This is a genomic window from Micromonospora sp. NPDC092111 (assembly GCF_044755745.1).
In the GTDB taxonomy this organism is placed as follows: domain Bacteria; phylum Actinomycetota; class Actinomycetes; order Mycobacteriales; family Micromonosporaceae; genus Micromonospora.
The window spans coordinates 17,287-29,681 of the sequence record NZ_JBIVRQ010000006.1 but is presented as its reverse complement, the minus strand read 5'-3'; the positions used below and the strand labels follow the sequence as shown (position 1 = coordinate 29,681).

The 12,395-nt window shown below is 69.8% G+C and carries 2 protein-coding genes; both read right to left on the bottom strand.

Annotated features, from left to right (window positions below):
- Nucleotides 1–33: 33 nt before the first annotated feature.
- Nucleotides 34–711, bottom strand: a complete 678-nt coding sequence (locus ACIQG9_RS14490) for a hypothetical protein (protein ID WP_400401768.1) — start codon at nucleotides 709–711, stop codon at nucleotides 34–36.
- Nucleotides 712–728: 17 nt separating this feature from the next.
- Nucleotides 729–12,347: a beta strand repeat-containing protein gene (locus ACIQG9_RS14485; protein WP_400401766.1), complete on the bottom strand. Its 11,619-nt coding sequence runs from the start codon at nucleotides 12,345–12,347 to the stop codon at nucleotides 729–731.
- Between the last annotated feature and the right edge of the window lie 48 nt (nucleotides 12,348–12,395).

Below are 12,395 nucleotides of genomic sequence, written 5' to 3'. Positions count from 1 at the left end.
GAGCCGCTGAAGTCTGATGCCATTTGAAATCCGTCAGTCGACGGCCAGGGCGTTTGGCGTAGGAGCGCTGGTGCCGGGAATCGACGGGAGCGCCGAGCGCTTTTGGAGTCTGCGTCGGATGCGGAAGGCCGCGACCAGCCCGAGGGCGACCAGCGCCGCGATGCCGCCGGCCAGTCCGTACCAGATCCGGTTCGTGGTGGGCTGGGCGACCCGGGCGGCGGCGGCACCGGCCGGCAGCAGGTCGGAATGGGTCGCGCAGACGAGTGGCTTTTCGCCACCCTTCGCCGTGGCGCAGGCGACCGTGGCGAGACGAAGCAGTTCGTCGGGGGTTTCTGTCACCTCGGCAACGGTGGTGAGCGTGGATTCCTGGCCGGCCTTGAGGTCGATCCGCCAGGTGACGCTGCCATCCGTGGCCTTGCCGTGATCCTTGGCGGTGACCAGCCTGAGACCGACCGGCAGACTCTGGGATATCTCGAGCTGCTTGGCATCGGTCGCACCGACGTTCCGGATCTTGGTCTGATAGGTCAACTGATCGCCCACGGTCACCTCGGTGCGGCCGTTGTCCACCCCGATGCTGAGGAGTGGCTGCTTCGCGTCCACCGAAGCGGATGGCTTGGGCGCCGCGCTCGACGTGGACGCCGGCAGGACAATGGCCGGTGCCACGATCGTCCAGGCGGCCATCGTGATTGCGAGGGCGGGGCTGCTCGGCATGATGCTCCTAACGGCTGTTACTGAGTGATCGCCACATACTCCAACGTGGCGGAGTACTCGTCGGCTACGACATTCGGAATGAGAACTTCGTAGTCGTTGCTGATCGCGTCTCCCCCGGCTGCGGACGGCCCCGATTGGCGGTGCACGGTGACGCCGAATTCGTCGGACAGTGGCTGGAAGGTATCTGTACCGGTCTCCCGGACGAGCAGGTTTCCGATCGGAATGGTGTCCGGGTTGCCGGACAGTGCCGGCGTGAGCTCGGACGCCAGCGCCTGGACCGAGACCAGGTAGCCGGTCGGGCTGTTGGTGGTGACGGTCATGGTGACCGCCTCCGGAAGGCTGGCCGTGGTTTGCACCGGACCGGTGAGCGTGAACCCGGACGTTAGCGAGGACAGGGTTATCGTCTGCGGCGTCACTCCCGTGTCGGTGCCGCACCGGGCGTCAGTCGAACCGGCGGGGCAGTTGTTGCCGATGACGGCGGAGGTGACGGTATTGACCAACTGGCCGTCGCCGCTGACCGGCTCGTTGACCGTGACGGTGTAGGCGACGGTCGCGGTCGCGCCGACGGGCAGGTCGCCGACCCAGGTCAGGTTGGGCGCGGTGTAACTCACCGTTCCGGTGGTGGTCGTGGCGTCCGCGTTGTAGCGGGCATCGTCGAGCACCCCGACGAGGGAGTCGGCCACCGTGGCTCCGGTGTACGGCGTCTGGCCGGCGTTGCGGATCAGGATCGAGTAGCTGACCGTTCCGCCCGCCACGACCGTGGCGGTGTTGGCCGTCTTGGTGATGACCAGCGCCGGGACGGCGACGTCCACGGTGACGGAGCAGGCCGGGCCGCCGGGGCAGTCGGCACCCACGGTGTCCGAGCTGACGGTGTTCACCAGCGTCACGTCGCCGGGCGGCGGGAACCCGACCGTGACCGAGTAGGTGATGACGGCCGTGCCGCCGACCGGCAGGTCCCCGGTCCAGGTCAGCACCGGCGCGACGTAGCTGATCGTGCCGATGCTCGTGGTCGCGTCGCTGTTGTAGTCGGCGCCGTCGAGAACGTCGCTGAGCGGATCGTCGAAGGTGGCCCCGACGTACGCGGTCTGCCCGGTGTTGGCCACCGTGACCGTGTAGGTGACCGTGTCGCCGACGGTGGCGGTACTGGTGTCGGCGCTCTTGGTGATGGTCAGGCCGGGGATGAGGATGGCCAGCGTCACCGTGCAACGCGGGTCCGTGCCGCCCACCGGGCAGTTGTTGTCCTGGGCATCGGAGGTGACCGTGTTGGTGAGGTTCCGACCGCCGGCCTGCGATCCGCCGACCGTCACGGTGTAGGTGATGCTGACCAGGGCACCGACCGCCAGGTCACCGGACCAGACCAGGTTCGGGGCGGTGTAGAGCAGGGTGCCGCTGGTTGCGGTGGCGTCGGCGTTGTAGGTGGCGTCGGCGAGCAGACCACTGAGCGAGTCGGTGAGCGTGGTGCCGACGTACGGTGTCTGGCCGGTGTTCGTCGCGGTGACGGTGTAGGTGACCGTGCCACCCGGCGTGGTGCTCGGCGCGTCGGCGGTCTTCACGATGGTGAGTCCGGGGACGAGCACGTCGACGGTGAAGGTGCAGGCCGGTGCCGGTGATCCGGCGGGGCAGTTGCTGCCCGGAGCGGCGGTGCCGATGGTGTTCGTGATGATCTTGTCGCCGGGGTCCGGCTTCCTGACGGTGATCGTGCCGGTGATCGTGACGACTCCGCCGACCGGGATGTCACCGGTCCAGATCGCCGTGGTGCCGACCACACTGAGCGTGCCGGAACTGGCCACCTGGTCGTCGTTCGGCACGGCGTCGTCAAGCAACCCCACCAGACTCGTGGTGATCTGGATGCCGGTGTAGGGGGCCTGCCCGACGTTGGTGGCCGTGACGGTACGCCGGATGACCTGCCCCGGGACGGCGGTGCTGACGTCGGCCCCGTTGGTGATGGTGAGCGCCGGGACGAGCAGGGCGACGGTGACCGCACAGGCGGGGTCGACGCCGCCGGGCGGGCAGTTGCTGCCCTCGGCGCTGGAGGTGACCGCGTTGGTCAGACTCTGGTCGCCGCCAGGGGGATTGTTCACCGTGACCGAGTAGGTGATGGTGGCAACGGCACCCACCGCGAGGTCACCGGTCCAGGTGAGCACCGGTTGCGCGTACGACAGCGCGCCCAGGGTCGTCGCGGCGTCCACGTTGTAGGTGGCGTCGTCGAGCACACCGGCGAGGGTGTCGGTCAGGCTGGCCGCGGTGTAGGGGGCCTGACCGCTGTTGGTGACGGTGATGGTGTAACCGAGCGTGCTACCCGGCGTGGTGGTGGCCGAGCTGGCGTGCTTGGCGATGCTCAGGGCCGGCACGAGCACGTTGACGGTCGCCGAGCAGGCGGGGTCGGTGCCGCCGATCGGGCAGTTGCTGCCCGGCGTGCTGGAGGTGACCACATTGCTGAGCACCTGTCCGCCGGCCCGGGAAGCGCTCACCGTGACCGTGTAGGTGATGGTGGCCGACGCGCCGGTCGCCAGGTCACCGACCCAGGTGATGACCGGCGCGGCGTAGCTGACCACACCGACGTCGGCGACGGCGTCGGTGTTGTAGGTCGCGTTCTCCAACAGACCGGCGAGGCTGTCGGTGACGGTGGCGGCGGTGTACGGCGTCTGCCCGGTGTTGGTGACGGTGATCGTGTAGCCGACCGTCCCGCCCGGCACGGTGGTGCCGGCACTCGCGGTCTTGACCACGGCGAGCGCCGGGACGAGCACGGTGACCGCCGCGGTGCAGGCCGGGTCGGCACCGCCGACCGGACAGTTGCTGCCGGGCACGGACGTGCTGACCACCGAAGTCATGGTCTTGTCGCCCAGGTCCGGATTGTTCACCGTGAACGAGCCGGTGACGGTGAGGCTCGCACCGACGGCCAGGTTGCCGGTCCATTCGATCGAGGCAATTTGCGGCAGCAGAACCAGGGTGCCGGTGGACGCTGCCGCGTCGCCGTTGTACGTGCCGTCGTCGAGTGAACCCGCGAAGCTCGCATCGATGACGATGTTGGTGAACGGCGTCGTTCCGGTGTTGGTTACCAGGGTGCTGAACACCACCTGCGCGCCGGGCACCGTGGTGGCGGCACCGGCCGAGTTCACGATGGTCAACTGTGCAACCGTCACGGTCGTCGTACAGGCGGGGTTGGTGGTGCCGGCCGGGCAGGTGTTCCCGGCGGCCGTGGAGGTGACCGCGCTGGTCAGCATCTCGTCGCCGGTGTCCGACTGGTTGGCGGTGACCGAGTAGCTGATCGTCGCCGCCGAGCCCGGGGTGAGGGTGCCCGTCCAGATCAGGTTCGTGCCGGTGAGCGCGACGGATCCGACGCTCGGGGTGGCGTCGTTGTTGTAGGTCGCGTCGTCCAGGAGCCCGGCCAGCGCGTTCGTCACCGTCACCCCGGACTGTGCGGTCTGGCCGGTGTTGACGATGCTGATGGTGTAGTTCACCGTGCCGCCGTGGATCGTGCTGGCCGTGTCGGCGGCGATGGCGATACTCAGCGCGGGGGTGAGGACGGGGATCGTCAACGCGCAGCCCGGGGTGGAGCTGGCCGGTGGGCAGGTGTTGCCCACCTCGGTCGAGGAGACCCTGTTCACCAGCAGCTTGTCGCCCGGGTCGGGGGCGAGCACGGTCATCGGATAGGTGACGACGGCCTGCGCCCCCACCGGAAGGTCTCCGGTCCAGGTCAGTGTCGACGCCGCGTAGGCCAACGAGCCGCTGGTGGCGGTCGCGCTGCCGTCCAGATAGGTCGCGTCGTCCAACGCGCCGGTCATGGTGTCCGCGACCACCGCCCCCAGGTACGGAGCGGTGCCGGTGTTGGTGATCGTGACGGTGTAGTTCACCGTGCCGCCGGGGGCGGTGAAGGGCGTGTCGGCCGTCTTGACGATGCTCATGGTGGGCACCAGGACGTCGACGGTGGCGGTGCAGCGCGGGTCGGTGCCGGCGGGCGGGCAGTTGTTGCCCGGAATCGTCGCGCTGATCGTGCTCGACAGCACCTTGTTTCCCGGATCCGGGTTCTTCACCTGGAACCCCGCCACCACCGTCACGACCCCGCCCACCGGAATGTCACCGGTCCACAGCAGGCTGGTCGGGCCGACCACCGTGGTGCCGGAGGAGACAGTCTGCTGCCCGGTGGGATCGGCATCGTCGAGCAGGTCGCCACCGCCGATCGACACGGTGACCCCGTGGTATGCGGTGGCGCCGGTGTTGGTGAAGGTCGCCGTGAAGGTGACCAGACCGCCTGGGGTGGTGGTGCTCCGGTCGACGGTGTTCAGGATGGTCAACTGCGCGATGGTCACCGTCGCGGTGCATCGTGGGTCGGTGCTGCCGGCAGAGCAGTTACTGTCCGGTGAGTCCGAGACGACGGTGTTGGTCAGCGTGTTGTCGCCACCCAGAGCGGTCACCGTCACGCTGTAGGTGATGACGACGGTCCCGGCCGCCGGGACGTCTCCGGTCCAGGTGAGCACCGGCGCGAGGTAGCCGAGGGTGCCGCCGCCGTTCGCCGACGCGTCGTTGTTGTAGGTGGCGTGGTCGAGGACGTCAGACAGGTCATCGTCGAGGTCCGCCCCCAGGTACGGGGTGGCGGCGGAGTTCGCCACGGTGATCGTGTAGTGCACCACCGAGCCGGGAACGGTGGAGGCCACGTCCGCGGTCTTGGTGTAGGTGAGCGCGACATCGTCGACGACCGCGACCGTGACCACACATCGGGTATCGGTGCCGCCCACCGGGCAGTTGTTCCCCACCGCGCCGGAACTGACCGTGCTGACCAGCGACTGGTCACCCGCATCCGGGTTGTCGATGGTCGCGGTGAAGGTGATCGTCACGGTCGACCCGACGGCCAGGTTTCCCGTCCAGGTGAGCACCGGTGCGGCGTACGTCGCCGCTCCCCCGCCGGTGACGACCGCGTCGGCGTTGTACGTCGCGTCGTCGACGAGCCCGCCGAGGTCGTCGGCCACGGTGATCGCGGTGTAGCCGATCTGGCCGGAGTTGGTGATCGTCACGGTGTAGGTCAGCGTGCTGCCCGGGGTGCCGGTCGGCGCACTGGCCGCGGCGACGATGGTCAGCCCCGGGGTCAGGACCACCACGGTCGAGGTGCAGCCGGTCGTCTGCCCCGATGGCGAGCAGGAACTGCCGGCCGAGGTGGAGCTGACCGTGCTGACCATGGCCTTGTCCCCCGGGTCGGGGTTGCGCACGGTGACCGTGTAGGTGACGGTCACCGTCGCACCGACCGCCAGGTCGCCGCTCCAGGTCAGGATCGGGGTGGCGAAGCTCAGCGTGCCGGCGCTGGCCACCGCGTCGCTGTTGTAGATCGCGTCGTCCAGCACACCGGCCAGCGAGTTGGTCACGCTGATCGCCGAGTACGCCGCGGTACCCGAGTTGGTGATCGACACGGTGTAGCCGACCGTCGCACCGGGCACGGCGGTCGACGTGTCGGCGACCGTGCTGATCGTGAGCCCCTGGGTGAGCACGGTGACGGTGATCGTGCAGAGCGGGTCGGTGCTGCCGGTCGGACAGTTGTTCCCCGGCGCGGTGGACGAGGAGGTTCCCGTGATCAGGTGGTCCCCGGTGTCCGGATTCAGCACGGTCGCGCTGCCGCTCAGCGTGATGGTCGCCCCGATCGGAATGTCACCGGTCCAGACCGCGCCCGCCGCGCCGACGGTCAACGTTCCCGACGAGGCCGTCTGATCTCCGTTGCCGATGACGTCGTCGACGAAGGCCGTCGAGTCGAATGCCACGCTGATGCCGGTGTAGGGCACCTTGCCGGTGTTGGTGTAGGTCGCGTCGACCCGGACGACGCCCCCCGGTAGGACCGTTGCCGCCGGGGTGGTGGTGCTGATCTGCAACCGGGCCACCGGGACGCTCACCGCGCACCGGGAGTCGCTGCCGCCGGCGGGACAGTTGCCGCCCACGGCCGGGGAGACGAGTTGGTCGACCAGGATCAGGTCACCGTTGTCGGGGTTGTTCACCGTCACGGAATAGGTGATCGTCACCGACCCGCCGAGGGCCAGGGCACCGGTCCAGGTCAGGTTCGGGCTGGTGAAGGTGACCGTGCCGGCGGAAGGCGAGGCATCCCCGTTGTAGGTCGCGTCGTCGAGCACGCCGGAGAGCGCGTCGGTGACGGTCACCGTCGGGTAGGCCGTCTGGCCGGAGTTGGTGATGGTGACGGTGTAGCCGACCACCGCGCCCGGCGCGGTGCTGGCGACATTCGACGCCACCGCCATCACCAGGCCGGGGACCAGCACCCGGACGGTCGCCGTGCAGCGGGCGTCGGTGCTGTTGGCGGCGCAGTTGCTGCCGGGGGTGGTGGAGACCACGGTGTTGGCCAGGACCTTGTCGCCCGGGTCCGGATCCAACACCGTCATCGAGTAGGTGACCGTCGCGGTGGCGCCGATCGCCAGCGGGCCGGCCCAGCTCAGGGTGGGGGCCGAGTAGGAGACGGTGCCGACGGAGGCGAACGCGTCGTTGTTGTAGACGGCGTCATTGAGCGGGTTGGCCAACGAGTCGGCGAAAGTGGCCGCCGCGTACGCGGTCTGGCCGCTGTTCGTCACGGTGATCGTCCAGGTCACCGTGCTGCCCGGCGTCGTGGTGGCGGTGTCGGCGGTCTTGACGATGGTCAGGCCCGGGGTGAGCACGGTGACGGTGGCCGTGCAGGTGGGGTCGGTGCCACCCGAGGGGCAGTTGTTGTTGGCGGCCGTCGAGGTGACGGTCGAGGTCAGCACCTGCGAGCCGGTGGCGTCGGGAGTCAGCACCGTCACGGAGAACTGGACGGTGGCGGTCGCGCCGGGCGCCAGCGCGCCCGTCCAGGTCAGCACCGAGTTGGCCACGGTGACCGTGCCGATGTTCGCCGAGGCGTCCCCGTTGTAGCTGGCGTCATCGAGCACGTCGCCCAGTGCCTCGGTGACGCTCGTCGCCGGGTAGGCGGCCTGTCCGCTGTTCGCGACCGTGATCGTGTACGTGATCGTGTCGCCGGGCGTCGCGGTGGCCGCGCTCGGGGTGTTGGTGATGGTCATTCCCGGCAGCAGCACGGCGACCGCCACGGTGCAGCGGGGGTCGGCGCTGCCCGTCGCGCAGTTGGCCCCGGCCGTCGGGGAGAGCACCGTGTTGGTCAACGTCCGGTCCCCGTTGTCGGGGTTGGCGACCGTCACCGAGTAGGTGATGGTGGCGGTCGCCCCGACGGCGAGGTTGCCGGTCCAGGTCAGCGTGGAGCCGCCGTAGCCGACCACGCCGGAGGTCGTGGCGGCGTCGGCGTTGTAGACCGCGTCGTCGAGCACCCCGGCCAGCGAGTCGGTGAAGCTCGCCCCGGTGTAGGCGGCCTGACCGGTGTTGGTCGCCACGATCTGGTAGGTCACCACCGTGCCGGGCGTCGCGGTCGGCAGGTTCGCTGTCTTGATCAGCGTCAGTCCTGGTACGAGGATGGTCACCCGCGCGGTGCAGCGCGGATCGGTGCTGCCGCTCGGGCAGTTGTTGCCGACGGCCGTGGACGAGACCACGCTGGTCATCACCCGGTCGCCGGCGACCGGGCTGTTGAGCGTCACGCTGAAGGTGACGGTCACCGTGGCACCGACCGCGAGGTTCCCGGTCCAGGTCAGGTTCGGGCTGGTGAAGCTGAGCGTGCCGCTGGTGGTGGTCGCGTCGGCGTTCCAGGCCGCGTCGTCGAGCACCGCGCTCAGCGAGTCGGTGACGCCGATCCCGGTGTACGCCGTCTGCCCGGTGTTCGTGATGGTCACCGTGTAGCCCACCGTTGATCCCGGGGTGGCGCTCGACGTACTCGCGGTGTTGGTCAGCACCAGGCCCGGCACGAGGACGGTGACCACGGCGGTACAACGGGGGTCACTGCCACCGGAGGGGCAGTTGTTGCCCAGGCTTGTGGAGCCCACGGTATTCGTCATGGCCTTGTTGCCCGGGTCCGGGTTCCGGGCCGTCACCGAATAGGTGATCGTGACGCTCGCGCCGACGGCGAGGTTGCCGCTCCAGGCGAGGGTGGACGAGCTGAAGGAGAGCGTGCCGGCGGTCGCCGTCGCGTCCGCGTTGTACGTCGCGTCGTCCAGCACGTCGGTCAGCGCGTCGGAGAACGCCGCACCCGTGTACGCGGCCTGGCCGGTGTTGGTCGCCGTGATCGTGTAGTGGACGACGCCACCGGGTGTCGTGGTGCTCACGTCCGCCGTCTTCACGATGGCGAGGGCGGAGATCGGCACGGTGGCCGTACACCGGAGGTCCGCACTGCCGGAGGCGCAGTTGGTGCCCAGCGTCGCCGACGTCACCGTGTTGGTCAGGATCTGGTTTCCGGTGGCCGTGCTGTTCACCGTGACCGAGTAGGTGATGGTCACTGCCGCCCCGGCGGCCAGGTTGCCGGTCCAGCTCAGGGTGGGACTGGTGAACGAGACCGTGCCGCCGCTCGCGGTCGCGTCACCGTTGTAGACCGCGTCGTCCAGCACGCCGCCGAGCGGATCGGTCACCGTTACGCCGGTGAAGGCGACCGACGAGGTGTTGGTCACGCTGATCGAGTAGCTCACCGTCCCGCCCAACGCCACGGTCGAGACGTTGGCGCTCTTCGTCACGATCAGCGGGCCGGCGGTGATCACCAGGTTGACCGGCTCGGTCGCCTGCTGACCGGCGGCGTCGACCACCTGGATGGTGAAGGGGTAGCTGCCCACCGTGGTCGGGGTGCCGGCGAGCAGGCCGGTGCTGGTGTTCAGGGTCAACCCGGGCGGCAGGCTACCCGCCGAGACCGACCAGACGAACGGCCCGGTGCCCCCGTTGACGGTCAACGGATCGCTGTATGGGACGCCCACCTGACCGGAGGGCGGGGGCGGGAAGGTCAGGGTGGGTGAGGCGGTGATGCTGAGGGACACCGTCCGGGTGGCGCTCTGCGCGAAGGCGTCCACCACCCGCAGGGTGAAGGAGTAGCCGCCCGCCGTGGTCGGGGTGCCGGCGAGCAGCCCGGTGCCGGTGTTCAGGGTCAACCCCGGCGGCAGGCTACCCGCGGTGATCGAATAGGTGAACGGGGCGGTGCCCCCGGTCGCCGCGAGCGACGTGCTGTAGCCGATGCCGACCTGGCCGGTCGCGGGGGCGGGGAAGGTCAGCGTCGGCGGCGGTGCGATGACCATCGTCAGCGCCTGGCTGGCGGACTGACCGCTCGCATCGAGCACCTTGACGGTGAAATCGAAGCTGCCCGATGCGGTAGGGGTGCCGGACAGCAGGCCGGTGCTCGCGTTCAGGGTCACCCCGGCCGGCAGTGCCCCCGCGCTCACCGACCAGACGAACGGCGCGGTACCGCCGGTGACCACGAGCGTGTCGCTGTACGCCGCGCCCACCTCACCGGCGGGCGGCGGCGGGTTCGACAACGTGGGCGAGACATTCGGGATCACCGACGCGGACTGTGCCGACGGTGGCCCGCTCCCCCCGGCATTCGTCGCCGTCACGGTGAAGGTGTACGACGTGCCGGGCGTCAACCCGGTCACCGTCTGCGTGGTCGCGGTGCCGGTGAAGGTCCGCGGGGTCTGCGCGACGCCGGCGACGTACGGGGTGACCACATAGGAGGTGATCGGGCTGCCCCCGGTGCTGGGCGCGGTCCAGGTCAGGGTGGCCGACGAGTCCCCGGCACTCGCCGCCGTGATCGTCGGCGCCCCGGGCAGGCTGAACGGCACCACCGCTGCCGACGCCGGGCTGGCCGGACCGGTGCCGAGCGCGTTCACCGCCGCGACCGTGAAGGTGTAGGAGGCGCCGACCGAGAGTCCGGTCAGCACCCGGGTGGTGGCCGACGCGTCGTACGAGATCGGGGTCTGGGGCACTCCGCCTCTGATCGGCGTGACGACGTAGCCGGTGATCGGGCTGCCGTTGCTGGCCGGTGCCGTCCAGGTGACGGTGGCACTGGCCACTCCGGCGGTGGCGGTCGGCGCGGCCGGCGCGGCCGGCTTGTCGGTGTAGACGTAGCTGGCCGAACCGGCGACGCCCAGGGTCACCACGGTGACGTTCACCGTGGCCGCGGAGGATCGAGCCGGCATGGACGAGATGGCGAGCGTCCCGTTGCCGTTCACGGTGAAGCACCCGGCCGCCGGGCCCGACGGGCACGGCAGCAGGACCACCGCCGTACCGGCCTGCTGTTCCGCCGTGGTGCCGATCTCGATCGCCGTCGCTGCGGCGAGATTCGTGCCGCCGACGGTCACCGGGATGCCGCCGGCGATCGGGCTCGACGTCGGGCTGACCGTCACACCACTCGGCGCGGCGGGCAGGGTTCCCGCCGGTGCCGATGAGGAGAATCCCGGATTGGCGTCGGTGGACGACGAGGTCACCACCGACGCCGTCTGGATCGACGCAGGTGTCACCCCCGTGCCGGTCACCGTGGCCACCACCGTGATGGGCGACAGGGCTGTGCCGTTGGTGAACGGCCCGTTGCTGTTCGTGCAGGTGATCGTCTGTCCTACCGGGGCCGCGCAGACCCAGCCGGTGCCGAACGCGCCCACCGGCACCACCCCGGTCGGCACGGTCTCGGTCACCGAGATCGGCGCGGTCTCGTCGGCGCCGGCGTTCACCCCGGCCACCACCGTGTAGGTCACCGGCGTGCCGGGTTGCGGCGACGACCCGACGTAGCTGGTCTGCGAGACATTCAGACCCGGCACCGGATTGAAGGTGACCGCGACGGTGTTGTCCACCTCGTGGAAATCGGTCACCGAGCCGGTCGACCCGACCCACCCGTACGCGAGCTGCTTCGGCACACCGTTCGCGTTCAGCCAGGTCGACGACGGGTACAGGCCCGCAGACACCGCGGGGAGGGTTCCGGAGAGGGTCCGCTGCGTCCCGCCTACCGGCGTGAACCGGACCTGGTACTGGCCGGCGGCAACCGTGATTCCCGACGCGGTGGTGAACGCCGAGGTGGTCGGGTTGATCACGACCTCGACCGGCACCACCGAGACCGGCCGGGTGGTGGCGCGTAGCGTCAAGGCGGGCGACGAGGTGGTCGTGGCGGTGCTGTTGATCGCGCAGTAGCCGACCCCGTTGTTGCCCGGGCCACGCACCACGACCTGGCCGGGGACCTGACCGGTCGTCGTGATGTACGGCGGATTCGTACAGCCCGTGCCCTGGTAGGTGCTGTTGCTGAAGTTTCCGTGAACGTCGAAGCCGATACCCATGTACCCGTTCGACAGACCGGCGAGGCCGCCGCCGGAGGCCGCCGAGTACCCGAGCGCTCCGCCGGATTGGCCGATGAGAGCGGGTGACAGCGGGTTCGCCGGGTCAACCGCGGCCAGCACGAACGCGATCCCGTCGGCCCCCGGGCTGGCGCCGCCGTACTGGTAGAGGTTGAAGGTGACATCCAGACCCTGGGAGGTCGGCACGCTGACCGCGCCGAAGGCTCCACCTTCCTTGGATGTGGTGGCATCCGTCAGCCGCAACTTGCCCGAACCCTGCGGGTCGGTGTTGCTGAGGCAGCTGAGCAGTGGACCGGAGGTCGTGTTCCCCGCGGCGGTCAGGCAGGCGGCGTTGGTCCGGCCGAGGGGCACCGCGGGCAGCACCACTGCCCCCGTACCGTCGGCGGTGTTGTCGTGGAACGGCTGGTTGAACAGCGTCGAGCCGGCGGCCGAGGCCACCACCGGATTCACGACGGCCACGAAGGTCGCCAGCAACACGGTGACGACCGCAGCCCCGATGCGTCGCCGCCACGCTCGCCGACCCGC